The sequence below is a fragment of the Azoarcus sp. Soil_N_20 genome (assembly GCF_057656155.1).
This window is the reverse complement of the sequence record NZ_JBDGKX010000028.1, coordinates 22,125-39,691: the sequence shown is the minus strand read 5'-3', so window position 1 is coordinate 39,691 and position 17,567 is coordinate 22,125. Positions and strand designations below refer to the sequence as shown.

Sequence of the window (17,567 nt, the reverse complement as noted above, 5' to 3'; positions counted from 1 at the left end):
ACCTCTCGGCCGACGACGTCGGCATCAAGAACCGGGTCTTCGTCGCGCGCGGCCACGAGCCCAGCTGGCCGGTCTGGGGCGCCCACGAGATCAAGGACATCGGCGGCCTGCCGGCGCTGGTCGGTCTCTGACAAGCGCACGCGACACGGCCCCGATACGAGGTAAGGCGATGAAACTGGACTCCTACTGGCTGGACACGGCCCCCCTCTTCACTCGCGGCGAGCGGGAGCCGGTATCCGGGCATGTCGACGTCGCCGTGGTCGGCGGCGGCTTCACCGGCTTGTCGGCCGCGCTGGCACTTGCGCAGCGCGGCGCATCGGTGATGGTCTTCGAGGCCGGACGCGTGGTCGGCGAGGCCTCGGGCCGCAATGGCGGCCAGTGCAACAGCGGCCTTGCCCACGACTTCGGTTCGCTCGCGGCCCGAATCGGCGCCGAGCGGGCCAGGGCCTACTACCAGGCATACGATGCGGCGGTACGGAGCGTGGAGCAGATCGTCGCGCACGAGCGCATCGACTGCAACTTCGTCCGTTGCGGCAGGCTCAAGCTTGCTGCAAAGCCGGAGCACTACGGCAAGCTGGCGAAAGCCTGTGAGCGGCTCGCCCGCGAGGTTGATCCGGACGTGGAGATGATCCCGCCCGAGCGCATGCGCGACGAGGTGGGATCGGACGCCTTCTTCGGCGGCATGTTGCAGAAGACGAGTGCCCAGATGCATGTCGGAAAGTTCGGCGTCGGTCTGGCCGAGGCCGCGGCACAGCGCGGGGCACGGATTGTGGAACAAGCCCCGGTGACCAGGATCGCGCGCCTCGGCGACGGCAGCTACCGTGTGGATTCGGCGCGCGGCAGTGTGCGCGCAACGCAAGTCCTGCTTGCCAGCGGCAGCTCCCGGACCGGCCCGTTCGGCTGGTTCCGCCGCCGCCTGGTTTCGGTGGGGAGTTTCATCATCACCACGGAGCCGCTCGACCCTGCCGTGCTCGACCGCCTGCTGCCCCACCGGCGCGGCTACGTCACCTCGAAGAACGTCGGCAACTATTTCCGCACTACCGCCGACAACCGGCTCGTCTTCGGCGGCCGCGCACGTTTCGCGATGTCGAATCCGCGCTCCGACGAAAAGAGCGGCCGCGTCCTGCGCGCGACGCTCGCCGCGACCTTCCCCGAGCTCGCCGCCGCGCGCATCGACTACTGCTGGGGCGGCCTGGTGGACATGACGGCAGACCGCCTGCCCCGCGCCGGGCAGCACGACGGCATGTTCTATTCACTCGGCTACAGCGGCCACGGGGTACAGATGTCGGTCCACATGGGCGCGCTCATGGCCGACGTGATGGCCGGCAGGACCGAAGCAAACCCGTGGCGCGAGCTCGACTGGCCGGCCATCCCCGGCCATTTCGGTAAACCATGGTTCCTGCCCTTCGTCGGGGCGTACTACCGGTTCCAGGATCTGATTCACTAGCCGGCAATCCAAGGAGAAAGGGAATCCGATAACGACTGAACGGATGAGGAGCGGCGGCGCAGCCATGTGCCGCCAACCAGCTGCAACTTGTCGCGCCAGAGCCATGCAAGCGGCACCGTAGTGATGTACCCCTCGGAGGAGACAATCCATGCAACACAATAAAGAGCAGTTCGGCGCGCACCACGACCTGGTGGAGCGCATCACCGGAGACCTGGGCCGTGGCGTATCGCGCCGCGACGTGCTGCGCGCGCTGTTGGCGAGCGGCGTCCTGGCCACCACCGCCGGCGGCCTGCTGACCACCGCGTCCTCGGTCTATGCACAGACGCCGAGCCGCGGCGGCCGCATCAAGGTGGCGGTCCAGTCCGGCTCGAACGCCGACACGCTGGATCCGGCCAAGGGCGGCGCAACAGCCGACTACACGCGGGCCTACACCTTCTACAACGGCTTGACCATGCTCGACGACAAGCTCGTCCCGCAGATGTCGCTGGCCGAATCCTTCGCCACCGACGACGCCATGCTGTGGACGGTGAAGCTGCGCAAGGACGTGCGCTTCCACGACGGCAAGCCCTTCACCTCCGCCGACGTGGTGTATTCGCTTCTGCGCCACAAGAATCCGGAACTGGGCTCCAAGGTGCGCTCGGTCGCCGAGCAAATCGAAGAGGCCAAGGCAAACGGGCCGCATGAGGTCCAGATCAAGCTCAGTGCCGCGAACGCCGACCTGCCGGCCATCCTCGGCACCTCGCATTTCCTGATCGTGCGCGACGGCACCACCGACTTCAGCACTGCCAATGGCACCGGCCCGTTCAAGTGCAAGGAGTTCCGTCCCGGCGCGCGTACCATCGCCGTGCGCAACGAAGACTACTGGAAGCCCGGCCTGCCCTATCTGGACGAAATCGAATCGTTCTCGATTCCGGACGAGGGCGCGCGTATCAACGCCCTGCTTTCGGGCGATGTACATCTGATCAATCCGGTCAACCCGCGTTCGGCCGCGCGCATCGCCGACGCCCCCGGCTTCAGTCTGCTGGCGTCCCAGACCGGGAACTACACCAATCTGATCATGCGCGACGATCTCGGACCGGTGCGCAACCCCGACTTCGTCCTCGCGATGAAGTATCTCCTCGACCGCGAGCAGATCCGTAAGGTGGCGTATCGAGGCCACGGCGTGATCGGCAACGACCAGCCGATCGCCCCCAACCATCGTTACTACTTCGCGGGACTACCGCAACGTCCGTTCGACCCCGAAAAGGCGAAGTTCCACCTGCAGAAGTCGGGCATGGCCGGCAAGAGCGTCCCGATCGTCGCGTCGATTGCCGCGACCGGGTCGATCGACATGGCGCAGTTGATGCAGCTCTCGGGCCAACAGATCGGCCTCAAGCTCGACATCAAGCAAGTGCCTTCCGACGGTTACTGGTCCAATCACTGGGCGAAGCACCCGCTCGGTTTCGGCAACGTCAATCCCCGCCCCACCGCCGACCTGCTGTTCACCCTGTTCTTCAAGTCGGATGCCAATTGGAACGAATCCGGCTGGAAGAGCGAGCAGTTCGACCAGTTGCTGCTCGCCGCCCGCGCCGAAACGGACGAGGCCAAGCGCAAGCAGTTCTATGCGGACATGCAGGTGCTGATCCACGAGAAGGGAGGTATCGGCATTCCGCAGTTCAACGCCAGCCTCGACGGCTACACGTCCCGACTGAAGGGCTATGGCGGCCATCCGCTCGGCGGCCTCATGGGCTACATGTACGCCGAGCGGGTCTGGCTGGAGGCCTGACCGAGGTCGCGCTCGGCAACGTCGAAGGTGAAGGCCACTGCTGTGCCAGCCGCCGGTACGGCGGGCACCGCAGCAGTGGCGAGGCGTCGCGCAAGGCACCTCGAATCGCCGCAGGCATGCGGGCTCGAGGTGCCCCCTCGGCGTCGCGCCGATACGCCGCGCCTCGGAACCTTGATGAAATTGGGGGAAGCATGAACAGCACCATTGCACCACTCGTCGTGAAACGGCTCGGATCCGGGGCGCTGACCCTGCTGATCGTGTCCTTGGTAATCTTCACGATCACCACTCTCCTGCCGGGCGACGCGGCCCAGGCACTTCTCGGCCAGGAGGCCACCCCGGAAACGGTGGCGGCATTGCGCGCCAAGTTCGGGCTCGACCAACCGCCCCACGTGCGCTACCTCAACTGGCTGATGGGGCTGGTGACGGGCAGCCCCGGCCACTCCCTGGTGAACGGCCTGCCGGTCGGGGAGCTGATCGCGAGCCGCCTGCCCAATACGCTGAAACTCGCGGCGATCACCGCAATGCTCGCGGTACCCCTGGCCCTGACGATCGGCATCTTGTCGGCGATGTACCGGGGCTCGCTCTTCGATCGTGCGATGAACACGGCGGCGGTGTCCGCCGTCTCGGTGCCGGAGTTCCTGATCGCCACCCTCGCGGTGCTGCTCTTCGCGGTCCATCTGCAGTGGCTGCCGGCGCTGTCGCATGTTTCGGAGATACGCTCCTTCGGCGATCTGCTGCGCGCCTACGCCATGCCGGTGCTGACCCTGTGCTGTGGGCTGGTCGCCCAGATGGCGCGCATGACGCGCGCGGCGGTGATCGACCAGCTCAGCTCGCCCTACGTGGAGATGGCTGTCCTCAAGGGCGCCGGACCGGTACGCGTGGTGCTCAAGCACGCGCTGCCGAACGCAGTAGGCCCGATCGCCAACGCCGTCGCCCTGAGCCTGTCCTACCTGCTTGGCGGGGTGATCATCGTCGAATCGATCTTCCACTACCCGGGCATCGCGACCCTGATGCTCGACGCGGTAGCGACTCGCGACATGCCCCTGGTGCAGGCGTGCGCGATGCTGTTCTGCCTGGGTTACATGGTGCTGGTCCTCGTGGCCGACGTGAGTGCAATCGTATCCAATCCGAGACTGCGCAAATGAATCCTTCCATCACCCCTGCGGCGCCCGAGGGCGACCGCCGCCTCGTTCCTTCGATGAACGTGCAGCCAGCAAAGCGACGAAGCCGGCGAAGGATGTTGCCCCTCACCGGCCTGATCGGCCTGTTCATCGTCGGCTTCTGGCTGGTCATGGTGGTGGCGGGGCCCTCGTTGGCGCCCCACCCGGCCAACGCGCTCGTCAGCGACGACGCCTTTGGCCCCGCGAGCGGCGCGTTCCCGCTGGGAACCGACTATCTCGGGCGCGACATGCTCAGCCGGGTACTGAACGGAGCCCCCTACACCATCGGGGTGGCCCTGGCCGGCACCGTGTTCGCCTGCCTGCTCGGCACCGTGCTCGGGCTCACCGGGGCCGCGGCCGGCGGCGGTGGCACAGCGGGACGCTGGGTCGACGCCGTATTGAGCCGCAGCATGGACGCGCTGATCTCGATCCCGAACAAGCTTTTCGCCCTGATCATGGTCGCCTCCTTCGGGTCCTCGGTGCCACTGCTGATCCTCACCGCGGCCCTCGCCTACACGCCGGGCTCCTACCGGATCGTGCGCGCACTGGCCGTCAATGTAATGACGATGGACTTCATCCAGGCGGCGCGCGCCCGCGGCGAAGGCATGGCCTACATCATCTTCATCGAGGTCCTGCCCAATATGTACCGCCCGGTACTGACCGATTTCGGCATGCGCTTCGTGTTCGTGGTGCTGCTCCTGGCCGCGATGAGCTTCCTCGGCCTGGGCGTGCAGCCTCCTGACGCCGACTGGGGTTCGCTGGTGCGCGAGAACATCCTGGGCCTGAGCGAAGGCGCCCCGGCGGTGCTTGCCCCCGCGATCGCGATCGCGACCCTCACCATCGGCGTGACGCTGCTCATCGACAGCCTCGGCGGGCGTGCCAAACGTGACAAGGAAGGTGCCTGATCATGAATGACATCGTCAAGGTAAGCGGCCTGCGAGTGGCCGCGCGCAACGCGCAGGGCGAGGACGTGCCGATTGTACACGGCGCCGACTTCACGCTCGAGAAGGGCGAAGTGCTCGCCCTGATCGGCGAGTCCGGCTCGGGCAAGACCACCATTGCCCTGTCGCTGATGGGCTATGCACGCAGGGGTTGCCGCATCGTCGGCGGATCGGTGCGCATCGACGAGGTCGAGGTGCTCGGCCTCGGCCCGGACGAGCTCTCCCATCTGCGCGGCCGTACCGTGTCCTACATCGCGCAGAGCGCGGCGGCGGCTTTCAATCCGTCCAAGACCATCATGGAGCAGGTGATCGAGAGCGCGCTCATCCACAAGACGATGTCGCGTCGCCAGGCCGAGGCCAAGGCGGTCGAGCTCTTCCGCGAGCTGGCGCTGCCCGATCCGGAGGGCATCGGTTCGCGCTATCCGCACCAGGTCTCCGGCGGCCAGCTGCAGCGCCTGATGGCGGCGATGGCGCTGATCACCGACCCGGCCCTGGTCGTTCTCGACGAGCCGACCACGGCGCTCGACGTCACCACCCAGATCGAGGTGCTTCTGGCCTTCAAGAAGGTGGTGCGCGAGCGCGGCACCACGGCGGTGTACGTGTCGCACGACCTCGCGGTGGTCGCCCAGATGGCCGACCGTATCGTGGTACTGCAGAACGGCCAGATCCAGGAAACCGGCCGCACCGAGCAGATCCTCTCCGCCCCGGCTCATCCCTACACCCGCAGCCTGCTGGCCGCGATGGACCCCGCCGCACGGACCGCCTCGACGGCGAGTGCCGGCGCGCAGCAAGAGCGCGAAGACGTCATTCTCGAAGTGCGCGATCTTGCGGTGCGCTTCGGCAACGGAAAGGGTGCGGACGCAGGCGGAAAGCTGGTCCTGCAGGATATCAATCTCAAGATCCGGCGCGGTGCGACCGTCGGCGTGATCGGCGAATCGGGCTCCGGCAAAACCACCCTGGCGCGCGCGATCGCAGGCATGGTCTCGCCTTCCGCAGGCCAGGTCCTGCTCGACGGCGACGCGCTCGCGCCGACGCTGGAAGGGCGCACGCGGGAGCAGTTCCGCCGCGTCCAGTACGTGTTCCAGAACGCGGACACCGCGCTCAATCCGCAGCACACGATCGAAGCCATCCTGTCGCGTCCGCTCAAGTTCTATCACGGGATGACGGGCGAGCGGCGGCGCAAGCGCGTGGCCGAGCTGCTCGAGCTGGTACGCCTGCCTGCGAGCGTGGCGCAACGCCTCCCCGGAGAGCTCTCCGGCGGGCAGAAGCAGCGCATCAACCTCGCGCGCGCGCTCGCTGCCGAGCCCGAGCTGATCCTGTGCGACGAAGTCACCTCGGCGCTGGACACCGTGGTCGGCGCGGCGATCCTGGAGCTGATGGCGGAGCTGCGCCGCGAACTGAATGTGTCCTACATGTTCATCAGCCACGACCTCGGCACGGTGCGCTCGATCTGTGACGAGATCGTGGTGCTGTACGCGGGCCGCAAGGTCGAGCTGCGGCAGCGCGACGCACAGCGCGAGCCGCCCTTCCACCCCTACGCCCACCTGCTGGACACTTCCATTCCCGTGCTGCGTCGCGGCTGGCTCGAGGAGGTGACGGGGCGCACACCATCCACGCTGCCGGCACTTGCCGCGATGCCGTCTGCGCAGGCGGGCTTGTGCCCCTTCATCGACCGTTGCGCCATGCGGGTGGACGGCCTGTGCAACACGACGCCCCCGCCGGTGCGGCAGCTCACCAACGGCGGCAGCATTCTGTGCCACCGCGCCGAGGAAGACCTCGTCCGTGCCCAGGCGCCGCTCAAACTCGTCGCAGGAGCAGCAGCATGACAGGACGATTCGTGAGGCTGGCCGAAACCGGCCGCGCCCCGGTGCGCTTCGAGCTCGACGGCAAGTCCGTCGTGGCGCTCACGGGTGACACGCTGCTCGTCGCCATCGTGAGCAACGGCACCAGCGTGCGCAGCTCCGAGTTCGGCGAGGAGCGACGCGCGGGCTTCTGCCTGATGGGCGCCTGCCAGGACTGCTGGGTGTGGACCGCGGCCGGTGAGCGGCTGCGTTCGTGCACCACCGTGGTCGCCGAGGGCATGCAGATCGTAACCACCCAACCGGAGGCATCATGGGCCATCGCGTGATGAGTCACTCCGGCCTGCAGGCCGGAGTTTCCTCGCCACAAGGCGGGGGAGCCTTCGGCGCCACTCAGCCTGGTTTCGCCGACCCCGGCATGAATGCCGGGAATCGCGCTCAACGCGTGGTCATCATCGGCGCGGGGCCGGCCGGCGTGCGCTGCGCGCAGGCGCTGGTCGCCGCCGGAATCCGGCCGGTGCTGGTGGACGAGGGCCGCCGCGACGGCGGCCAGATCTACCGCCGCCAGCCGGAAGGTTTCACCCGCTCCTATCCGACGCTGTACGGGACGGAAGCCGAGCGCGCACGCTCGCTGCATGAGGGCTTCGAGTCTATCCGCGCAGCGATCGACTACCGGCCCGAAACGCTCGCGTGGAACATCTTCGACGGTCAGCTCCATACCGTCCGCAATGGCATCGCGAGCGCGCTGCCATACGACGCGCTGGTGGTGTGCTCAGGCGCGACCGACCGCCTCATGCCGGTGAAAGGCTGGCAATACGCCGGCACCTACAGCCTGGGTGCGGCGCAGATCGCGTTGAAGTCCCAGGCCTGCGCCATCGGCCGCCGGGTGGTGTTCGCCGGCACCGGTCCCCTGCTCTACCTGGTGGCCGCCCAGTACGTGAAGGCGGGCGCGCAGGTCGAAGCGGTGCTCGACACCTCGAGCCTGTGGAAACGCGTGCGCGCCCTGCCCAGGCTCGCCGCCCGGCCGCGGCTGCTTGTGAACGGCGTCTCGCTGATGCGCACCTTGCGCGGCGCCGGCGTGCGGGTGGTGACGGGCATCGAGCCGGTGGAAATCCACGGCACGCCCGAAGACGGTGTGCATGGGATCACCTACCGTAGCCGGGACGGCTCGACCCATCAGCTTGCGTGCGATGCGGTGGCGCTCGGCTATCACCTCCGCCCGGAAACCCAGCTCGCCGACCTCGCGCGCTGCGAGTTCCGGTTCGACAGCGAGACGCGTCAGTGGCTGCCCACGGTGGACGAGGACGGACGCAGTTCGGTCGCGGGCGTCTACCTCGCCGGCGACGGCGCACGGGTGCTCGGCGCCGACGGCGCGGAGATCGCCGGAAAGCTTGCGGCCTACGCGGTGCTGCAGGACCTGGGCCGGTCGGTGCCCGAAGGCGAGCGCGAGGCGCTGCGCCGCGAGCGCGGGGTGATGGAGCGCTTCCGCCGCGGGCTCGTCGAAGCCTTCCCGTGGCCCGCCGAGCAGGCTGCACGCCTGCCCGATGACACCATCGTGTGTCGCTGCGAAGCGATCACCGCCGGTGAACTGCGCCGCGTCGTGAACGAGATGGGCGCGTGCGAGGCCAACCGCGCCAAGGCTTTCAGCCGCGTCGGCATGGGCCGCTGCCAAGGGCGCTATTGCGGACACGCCGGTGCCGAAGTCATCGCCCACGCCGCCGGCATTCCCCTGGAACGGGTCGGCCGCTTGCGCGGGCAGGCGCCAGTCAAGCCGCTTTCAATTGCAGTGCGGGAGGAGATGGAATGAGCACGCATGCAGCGGATGTCATCATCGTCGGCGGCGGTTTCATGGGCGCCGCCACGGCCTTCTTCTTGCGCAAGCGCGGAGTGTCCGTGATCCTGCTCGAGCGCGGCCTGATCGGCCAGCAGGCCAGCGGCGTCAACTTCGGCAATGTACGCCGGCAGGGGCGGCATTTCGAGCAGCTGCCGCTGTCGCAGCGTTCGCACGCACTCTGGGGCCGGCTCAAGGAATTGATCGGCGAGGACGTCGAATTCCTGGTCAGCGGGAACATGCGAGCCGGCTATCGCCCGGAGCATGTGGAGCGGATGGAGAACTATGCGCGCGATGCCAGACTCCACGGCCTCGAGCTGGAACTCATCAGTGGCCGCAGGATGCGCGAGAGGTTTCCCTACCTCGGCCCCAACATCCTGATGACCTCGTACTTGCACAGCGACGGCCACGCCAATCCGCGCCTGGCGGCACCCGCGTTCGGGCGTGCCGCGGTGCGCGAGGGCGCGCAGGTGTTCGAAAACACCGAGATTGTGGACATCGAGAAGGATGGCGTGGACTTCCGCGTCACCGCCGCCGATGGCCGGGTGTTCCGCGCACCGGCGGTGCAGGTCAGTGCCGGTGCCTGGGCCGACCGCATCAGCGCCAAATTCGGCGAGCCGGTGCCGATGCAGGCGAAAGGTCCGCAGATGTGCGTTACCGAGCCGGTGCCCTACGCGATTGGGCCGGCGATCGGCGTGCCGACAACCGTCAAGGAGGAGGTCGTCTACTTCCGCCAGGTCAAGCGCGGCAACATCGTCATCGGCGGTGGCGGCCATGAACCCGTAGACCTGGAACTTCGGCGCGCCTACGTGCACCCACACCGAACGCTGATGACGCTGGCGCAGTTGCCGCGCGTGATCCCGGCATTCAATCGCCTGAACATCATCCGCGTGTGGAGCGGGATCGAGGGCTACATGCAGGACGAGCGGCCGGTCATGGGACCGAGCGCGCGCGTTCCCGGCCTGTTCTACGCATTCGGCTTCTCCGGCCACGGTTTCCAGTTGGGACCGGGCGTGGGCGACGTGATGGCGGAACTGATCCACACCGGCGCGACGAGCACCCCGATCGAGCATTACCACATCGGCCGCTTTGCCAAGCAGGCGATGCAGGCGGCCTAGCTTTCATTCATACCCCAACGAATCGAGAACAGACCATGTCGAATTTGCAGGACGCAGCAGCGATCCAGACCACTCCGCGAACCTTCATCGATCTGCGCGAGTTTGCGCGGGACAAGCGCCAGGGCATCCCTCTGACCGCTTCGGCGGGGGAAGACCCTTTCCTGGCGAGCCGCCGCGTGCTGGACTTTCCGGCCGGACCGGTGACGGCGGGCGCCATCGCACTGGAAACCGGCAGCGGCGCGGTGCAGTCCCAGCCGATGGATGAGTTCATCATCGTCTGCGAAGGAACACTGACGCTGACCCAGCAAGACCGCACGCTGGTGCTGGGGCCGGACAACAGCGCAGTGATCCACCACGGAGCCGAATTCTCGTGGTCGGCGCAAGGGTCGGTATCGGTTGTCTTCATGCGCTACCACGACAGCCAGCCAGGCGATCGTGCCATCGTGCCGATCGAGGAGAACCCGGAGTGGGTACCGTCGGGTGGACCTGCGGCTGAGCTGCTGCTCACGCCGGCACCGGTATGCCGCAATCACACCGACCATCTTTCGGCCGATGGCGTATTCATCTGCGGCACCTGGGACTCGACCCCCTATCACCGCCGTGCGATGTCCTACCGCATCTACGAACTCATGTACCTGCTCGAAGGCAGCGTGACCTTCGTGGATGAAACGGGGCGCAGCGGCACCTTCTCGCGCGGCGACATCTTCATCGTCGAACAGGGAGCCCAGTGCAGTTGGGAGAGCCGCGAGCACGTGGCGAAGGTGTACGCGATCTATCGCCCGGTGTAGTCATCCGAACGAAGACTTCCACATGAGACAGCGCCCAACCTGCCCTGCTCGACGTCCGAACACGCTCCCTGTTGACTCCACCCGAAGACGCCAGGCTTGCCGTTGCGGGCATATGGCGCATGTCCTGAATCCAAGAATACCGAGGTCACATCAATGAAGACGCTGCTGCTCAGGAAAGAGGAAGTCAGCCGATTGATATCCATGAAGGAGGTCATCGGCACGGTCGAAGAGGCATACAAGGCGTTCAGCAGCGACCAGGTGGATCAGCCCCCGTATATCGGGATTCATCTCCCTTCCGGGGGCGAAATCGACTTCAAGCTCGGCTACTACAAGGGCAATGAAGTGATCTCCATGAAGGCGTCTTCCGGAGGCCTCCCAGACAACCCGAGGCTCTACGGCGTGCCCAGCGGCATGGGCACCATTCTGCTGTTCGATGCCAGGACCTGCGCCTTGATTTGCGTGATGGACGGAAGCCTGCTCACCGGCCTCAGGACCGGGGCATGTGGCGCCGTTTCGGTAAAAGCGCTGGCAAGGAAGAATGCCAGAAAGATCACCTCCATCGGCACCGGGAATCAAGCCAGGATGCAGATCCGGGCGATCACCGAGGTCATGAAGATCGAGGAGATCCATGCATGGGACCACAACCCGGATACGCTTTCCAGATACAAGGCCGACATCGAAAGCGAGTTCGGCATTCCCGTGATCAGGGCGAGCTCCAAGAAGGAAGCTGTCGAGCAGGCCGACATCCTGATTACCACGACCCGCGGGAAGGGGTCGCTGGTGGAGGCGAGCTGGGTGAAGCCGGGCACGCACATCGTTGCGATCGGCACGGATATGCAAGGCAAGCAGGAATTCGATCCCGAGATCTTCAGACACGCGAAAATCGTGAATGACTCGATCGAGCAGTGCATCGAGAAAGGCGAGACCTGGCATCCCGTGAATAGAGGCATCATCACCAAGGACGCCATCCACGGAGAAATCGGCGAGATCCTGCTGGGCAGAAAACCGGGAAGAGAAAATGATGAAGAGATCACCATTTTCGATTCCACCGGAATGGCCATCCAGGACAATACTACCGCGTACAAGATCTATCAGAATGCAATAGAAGGTAACGTCGGGACCTTCTTCGAATTCATTGCCTGATTTCGACCGAAGCCCTCCCCGCACGCTCACACACTGCAATTCTGGCAGACAAAAGGAAATAGGCACCATGCGCAACTATCCGACCATTCAGGACATTCGCGAAGCCCAGGAACGGCTGAGGCCCCACATCAAGCACACGCCGCTATTGCGCGGAGAAAAGATGGAGAAGGCCCTCGGCTGCCAGCTATGGCTCAAGCCCGAAACCCTGCAGATCACGGGCGCCTTCAAGATCCGCGGCGCGCTGAACAAGACCCTTTCGCTTCCAAGGGAAGAGATCGCCAACGGCATCATCGCCACGTCCTCGGGCAATCATGCCCAGGGGCTCGCTTACGCCGCCAGGATGCTCGGCGTAAAGGCGATATTGGTGCTTCCGGTCACCACGCCGAAGATCAAGATCGCCAATACACAAGCCCTCGGGGCGGAAGTCATCCTTTTCGATGGCGATAACGCTGCCAGATGGAAAAGGGTGTATGAAATTGCCGAAGAAATGAATTACGCCGCGGTTCACGCTTTCGAGGACCCTCTGGTGATGGCGGGTCAGGGAACGATCGGCTTGGAGATATTGGAAGATCTCGAAGATGTGGACACGGTGATCATTCCCATGGGCGGAGGAGGCCTTATTTCCGGCATCGCGACCGCCATCAAGGAAACGAAACCTTCGGTGCGTGTAATAGGCGCTGAGCCGGCCTTGACGCCGAAGTACTTCCACAGCAGGAAAAACAAGGAACGTACATCGCTTCCTTTGAAGAACACCATTGCGGATGGTTTGAGACTCAGCGTTCCGGGGCGGAACCCGTTTCCCATTATCGAGAAGTACGTCGATGAGATCGTTCTCGTCGAAGACGAGCACATCATCGCTGGCATGCGCATGCTGGCCAAGGATGCGAAGTTGATCGCTGAACCCGCCGCTTCGATCGGTATTGGCGCTCTATTGGCCGGCGCCGTAAAGGTCAGACCAGATGAAAAAGTCTGTGTGTTATTGAGCGGCGGGAACTGGGACTTGAGCGACCTTGCCGAGATATACAAGGGTAGTGAGTAAGGGGCGAGCTCGCGTCTGAGCAGACCGTCATGGATGCCCAACCGATCGCCTATGGCGTTTCCCATCGGTGCCCGCCTCGCGGCCGGACCCCAGTGGGCGACAAGTGCGCGGTGGCCGGGGCCGTCGCGCGGGCCAAGCAGTTCATCGAGGACAACTTCCGCGAGCCGATCAGCCTCGACGGGCTCGCCGCCCTCGTCGGCCTCACCCGCTTCAGCCTGGCCAAGCAGTTCCGCCAGCGGATCGGCGTGTCACCCTACCGCTACGTTTGCGAGGTGCGTGTTCGCCACGCGCAGTCAATGATGCGGCAGGGACTACGCCCGACCGAAGTCGCCTGCGAGGTCGGCTTCTTCGACCAGAGCCACCTCGCCCGTCACTTCAAACGCACCTGCGGGATGACTCCGTGCGAATTCATCTCGCACTGTCTGCACACCCGGAGCAAGTTCATCCGCGACCGGGTGGATTGACGAACGCCTCCGGAACAAACTGGCTCCCTTTTCCTTGGGGGCACGCCCTTCGACTCCCAAGGTTTTTTATATCTGGAGGGCCATGCGTTGTGTGCGTGTAGGTGACCGCCCGTTGAGTATCAGCACGGACTCAGTAGTGCCGCACGGTGCAAAATTTCATGCGCCGATGCGTCACCTCATCACTCCCAACTCGGCGCTCCGCTTATGAGAATGTTCAGCGGATACTCGCGGCGATCGAGCGGCTGCCGCAATACGATCCGGCTGGAAAATTTCACGATCCCGATATCGTCATCCAACAGCCGCTCCATGAGCGCCTGAAAACAGGCAACACCAGGCGCGACGATTTTCAGAAGGTAATCGTAGCCGCCACTGACGTTGTAGCATTCGACGATCTCGGGGTACTTGCCGACCCCTGCCTCGAATCTGCGGAAGTCCGGGACGTGATGGCTGCCGAGGGTCACCTCGGAAAACACGATGACGTAGCTGCCCAGTTTCTCCAGGGCGACCTCCGCGCCGTAGCCCCGGATCACGCCGATTTCCTGAAGCCGTTTCGTACGGAGGAGGCATGGGCTCTGACTGAGGCCAATGGCCTCGGCCAGTTCGACATTGGAACAGCGTCCCTCGCGCTGAAGATGCACAAGAATCTTGATGTCGAACTGGTCGAGGGAAGCTGAAGATTGCATGAGTCGATACTACCCTCAGTGCCGCTCCCGGTTACCCCGGTTTTGCCGATTGCGCTGCGCTGAGCGCTTCGTCGAGCGTTTCGATCACCATGCCGGCCTGTTCCGCTGACAGCACCAGCGGCGGTCGAATCTTGAGCACATTGTGTCCCATCGCGCAGGCGCTGAGCAGGACGCCCTTGTCGCGCATTCGATTGACCACCCGGCTGGTGAACTCGCGGTCGGGCGCTCGCGATGCGCGGTGCGAGACCAGTTCCACGCCGACGAACATGCCCGCGCCACGCACATCACCTATGGCCTCGTGCCGGTTGGCAAGCGCGGCGATGCCCTCGTGCAGGATCTTCCCGACCCTGGCGGCATGCTGCACCAGGCCTTCTCTTTCGATCGTATCCAGCACCGCCAGCGCCGCTGCGCACGATACGGTATTGCCGGCGAAGGTGTTGAAGTATCGTGAGTTCTTGCCGAATTCCGCCAACACGTCGGCGGTGGCGAGCAGTCCCGCGACAGGTTGTCCATTGCCCATCGGCTTGCCCACGGTGACGATGTCGGGGATGACGCCGTGACGCTGAAAGCCCCACATATGCTCGCCCGTCCGGCCGAAGCCGGGCTGGACCTCGTCGGCGATGAAAATGCCGCCGGCCCGCTTGATCGCGTCGACCGCGCCCTTCAAAAAGCCCGTTGGTCCAGGGAGGATGCCGTCGCTGGTGAACAGGGAATCCACAATCAGTGCCGCCGGCTTGATGCCGTGGCGCCGAAGATCGGCGATCGCCGCCTCCACATCGCGCGTGAAACGCTCGGAGAGGTCAACACCCTCGGCATGATAGAGGCGCGGTGCCGGAACCAGGCGAACGTGCGCGCCCAGATCGACCGTCGGGCCGAGAGATGGCGAGAATTGCGACACCGCGTCGGTGAAGCCGTGATAGGCGGTTTCGGTCACGATCACGCCCGTGCCGCCGGTGCGGACCTTGGCGATGCGATAGGCGACGTCGTTTGCCTCGCTGCCCGTGCAGGTCAACATGAGATGAGCAAGGTCAGTCTCGGGCACGGTCCCGAGCAGACGTTCGGCCAGCTCGAGAATCGTGTCGTGCAGGTAGCGGGTGTTGGTCGCGAGCGTCTGCACCTGGCTGCGTATCGCCTCGGTCACCGCCGGGTGACAATGCCCGAGTGAGGCGACGTTGTTGTAGACGTCGAGGTAACGGCGACCTTCCGGATCGATCAGCCACACGCCTTCGCCGCGCACGATGTGCAGCGGATGTTCGTACATCAGCCGATATGCCGGGCCGAGCAAGGCGTCGCGCCGCTCGATCATCGCGGCGGTGACGGGGCCTACGTCGACACGTCCGGGGATGTAGGCATTGACCATATTCAGGTCAGTGGTGCTTTTCATTGGCTTTTCCTTTTCATTTTCGTACTTCGGTCAGCAGTCGGTCGCGCATCTCATCGCGGGAAAGATCGACCAACTGGGACAGCGCCTCCCAGGCTGCAGGGTTGTGGCGCATGATGTAGGCGCGGTTCTCGGGGTAGCGCTTGGCGCGCCATTCCGAAATCAGTGCGGTGATGAGGTGGCGCGTGGCCATGAGATCGGCAACGATCTCCTGCTCCGCTTCGGCAAGGGGCAGGATCGCGTGATAGGCCCCCACGAACTGCGACGGCCCCTCGAACGGATCGGCGCAGCCCGTCATATGGAATGCCGCCGCCGTGCCGACCTCGCCGACCAGCGGCGCATGCAGCATGTCTCCGAAGTCGATGACCCCAAGGATGCGTTCATGATCGTCGGGCGCGACCAGCACGTTGTAGAGGTGGTAGTCGTTGTGGATGACCTGCGCCCTCACCGAGGTCAGACGCGGCAGGACATGGTCGGTGAAGCGCTTCATGAACGACTCGGCAAGCGCGCGACGCGGGGCGTCGTCGATCGCATCGAATTTGGCGGTCAGCCGGTGTGCTGCGGAGACGTTCCAGAGCAGATCGTGCGTCGCCGCAGGATGCGAGAAATCGCGCAGCGCGAGGTTCAATCTGGCCAGAAAGGCCCCCATTGCCCGACGCTGTGCGGCGGTCCGCGGAGTTTCCCGGATCTGGATGCCATCGAGATAGGTCAGCATCCGCACCGTGGTCTGGACCCCGCCGGGCAAGGTCACCGTGTCGCGCGTGCGTCCGCCCAGCGTTCGCACGACGCGTGGCACCGGCAGGTCGGGCGATACGCGGGCAATGTGCTCGAGCGCGCCAATTTGGAAATCGACCACCGAAACCGGCTCGGACGGGTTGCTGATCTTGAACACGTAACGGCTGCCGTCGTCGGTCTCGATGCCGCAATTCTGGTCGCGCTCGCCCGCCAGTGATCTGACGCGGCCATGGAACCCGTAGAGCCGGCGGACCAGGGCCCCCGCCTCGTCCGAGGCGAGGCTGGGTGCCGCCGTGCCCAAGGTCGCCGCCGCAATCGGACGATCCTCCGCCATCATGCGACTCGTCTTGTCGTGGCGGTCCGGGCCGGAAACTCGAGCCCGAGCAGACCGGGAAGCTGGCGGATGTCGGTCAACCTGTTGACGCCATAGCCTTCGCACGCGGGCTCGTGGGCGCGATCGATGAAGGCCTTGGCCATGAATCCCAGGTCGTGTGCCGTCATGAGGTCGTAACGGAAGCTCGACGAGACGTGCATCATCTGCTCTGGTCCGCAGCCGAGTTGATCGAACATGTATTCGAACATCTGGGCGCGCGGCTTGTAGGCGCGTGCTTCCTCGGCGGTGTACACGGCGTGGAAGGGTGCCTTGAGGTGGGCGACGCTGGCCGGAATCAGATCGACCATCGAGTTCGACAGGATCACCAGCGGGACATGCGGCGCGATGGCCTCGAGTGTCTCGACGACGTTCGGGTGGGGCTGCCAGGTGGGGACGGCGTCGTATAGGGCGACCGCATCGGATTGACGATATTCGACGCCGTGGGCCTTGCACGCCCGCTGAATGGAATTTTCAACAACGTCAAAGAACGGGCTCCACTCACCCAATACTTCATCGAGCCGGTAGAACCGAAAACTGTCCAGAAAAGCCGGCATCCGATCAGTCGGCACGCGGTCTTCGAATATTTTTTTTGCAGTCGGCCCCATTTCGAAGTTGATGAGCGTCCCGTAACAATCGAAGCTGATGAATTTCGGTTGGTATTTCATTTGGTTGGTCTCCTACAGGCTGACGACAGGGTGGATGTCAGGTTTGACGAATTCAAGTTTATGGATATCAGCCCTGTGGAGATGCTCTATTGCCGCGAGACTCAAGCAGTTTCCACTTGAATCTGGAGCATGTCAGGCATTTTCGGCGGCGCCCGTTGAGGTCGAACCTTGTCGGGGCAAGATCCAGTCCGATGTAGTTGCCGGCAATACGGAAGTTCGTCCTGGGCGCGGCGAC

At 64.7% G+C, this 17,567-nt stretch carries 16 protein-coding genes; 12 read left to right on the top strand and 4 right to left on the bottom strand.

What is annotated here, in order from left to right; all coding sequences use genetic code 11:
- Positions 1–169 precede the first annotated feature (169 nt).
- From AC3A35_RS27205 to AC3A35_RS27150, 12 genes are all read left to right on the top strand, one after another.
- Positions 170–1,447 (top strand): NAD(P)/FAD-dependent oxidoreductase, encoded by a 1,278-nt coding sequence (locus AC3A35_RS27205; protein WP_487439683.1) that lies wholly within the window; start codon positions 170–172, stop codon positions 1,445–1,447.
- A gap of 148 nt (positions 1,448–1,595) precedes the next feature.
- A complete protein-coding gene (locus AC3A35_RS27200) occupies positions 1,596–3,212 on the top strand; it encodes an ABC transporter substrate-binding protein (RefSeq protein WP_487439682.1) in 1,617 nt (538 codons plus the stop codon).
- Positions 3,213–3,403: 191 nt separating this feature from the next.
- Positions 3,404–4,357, top strand: coding sequence for an ABC transporter permease (locus tag AC3A35_RS27195; protein WP_487439681.1), 954 nt, complete (start codon positions 3,404–3,406; stop codon positions 4,355–4,357).
- A 92-nt stretch (positions 4,358–4,449) separates the two neighbouring features.
- Positions 4,450–5,277: an ABC transporter permease gene (locus AC3A35_RS27190; protein WP_487439680.1), complete on the top strand. Its 828-nt coding sequence runs from the start codon at positions 4,450–4,452 to the stop codon at positions 5,275–5,277.
- A gap of 2 nt (positions 5,278–5,279) precedes the next feature.
- On the top strand, positions 5,280–7,139 hold the full coding sequence (locus AC3A35_RS27185) for an ABC transporter ATP-binding protein (RefSeq protein WP_487439679.1): 1,860 nt from the start codon (positions 5,280–5,282) through the stop codon (positions 7,137–7,139).
- Positions 7,136–7,441, top strand: coding sequence for a (2Fe-2S)-binding protein (locus AC3A35_RS27180; protein ID WP_487439678.1), 306 nt, complete (start codon positions 7,136–7,138; stop codon positions 7,439–7,441). Before AC3A35_RS27185 ends, AC3A35_RS27180 begins: the two co-directional genes overlap by 4 nt.
- A complete protein-coding gene (locus AC3A35_RS27175; RefSeq protein WP_487439677.1) occupies positions 7,426–8,919 on the top strand; it encodes an FAD/NAD(P)-dependent oxidoreductase in 1,494 nt (497 codons plus the stop codon). Before AC3A35_RS27180 ends, AC3A35_RS27175 begins: the two co-directional genes overlap by 16 nt.
- Positions 8,916–10,061, top strand: coding sequence for an NAD(P)/FAD-dependent oxidoreductase (locus tag AC3A35_RS27170; protein WP_487439676.1), 1,146 nt, complete (start codon positions 8,916–8,918; stop codon positions 10,059–10,061). Before AC3A35_RS27175 ends, AC3A35_RS27170 begins: the two co-directional genes overlap by 4 nt.
- A 35-nt stretch (positions 10,062–10,096) precedes the next feature.
- Positions 10,097–10,849, top strand: a complete 753-nt coding sequence (locus AC3A35_RS27165; protein WP_487439675.1) for a cupin domain-containing protein — start codon at positions 10,097–10,099, stop codon at positions 10,847–10,849.
- A 153-nt stretch (positions 10,850–11,002) separates the two neighbouring features.
- Positions 11,003–11,992, top strand: a complete 990-nt coding sequence (locus tag AC3A35_RS27160; RefSeq protein ID WP_487439674.1) for an ornithine cyclodeaminase family protein — start codon at positions 11,003–11,005, stop codon at positions 11,990–11,992.
- A gap of 67 nt (positions 11,993–12,059) precedes the next feature.
- Positions 12,060–13,031: a threonine/serine dehydratase family protein gene (locus AC3A35_RS27155; RefSeq protein ID WP_487439673.1), complete on the top strand. Its 972-nt coding sequence runs from the start codon at positions 12,060–12,062 to the stop codon at positions 13,029–13,031.
- Between the two features lie 29 nt (positions 13,032–13,060).
- Positions 13,061–13,495: a helix-turn-helix domain-containing protein gene (locus tag AC3A35_RS27150; RefSeq protein ID WP_487439672.1), complete on the top strand. Its 435-nt coding sequence runs from the start codon at positions 13,061–13,063 to the stop codon at positions 13,493–13,495.
- Between the two features lie 179 nt (positions 13,496–13,674).
- Here AC3A35_RS27150 and AC3A35_RS27145 read toward each other — a convergent pair whose 3' ends face one another.
- The 4 genes from AC3A35_RS27145 to AC3A35_RS27130 all read right to left on the bottom strand — a co-directional run bounded on the left by AC3A35_RS27145 (position 13,675) and on the right by AC3A35_RS27130 (position 17,332).
- Positions 13,675–14,178, bottom strand: a complete 504-nt coding sequence (locus AC3A35_RS27145; RefSeq protein ID WP_487439671.1) for an Lrp/AsnC family transcriptional regulator — start codon at positions 14,176–14,178, stop codon at positions 13,675–13,677.
- A 31-nt stretch (positions 14,179–14,209) separates the two neighbouring features.
- Entirely contained in the window at positions 14,210–15,439 is a 1,230-nt protein-coding gene (locus AC3A35_RS27140; protein ID WP_487439686.1) for an aspartate aminotransferase family protein, read from the bottom strand.
- A 136-nt stretch (positions 15,440–15,575) separates the two neighbouring features.
- On the bottom strand, positions 15,576–16,631 hold the full coding sequence (locus AC3A35_RS27135) for a phosphotransferase (protein WP_487439670.1): 1,056 nt from the start codon (positions 16,629–16,631) through the stop codon (positions 15,576–15,578).
- Positions 16,628–17,332, bottom strand: a complete 705-nt coding sequence (locus AC3A35_RS27130; protein WP_487439669.1) for a haloacid dehalogenase type II — start codon at positions 17,330–17,332, stop codon at positions 16,628–16,630. The genes AC3A35_RS27135 and AC3A35_RS27130 overlap by 4 nt, the downstream gene beginning before the upstream one ends.
- Positions 17,333–17,567: the final 235 nt, after the last annotated feature.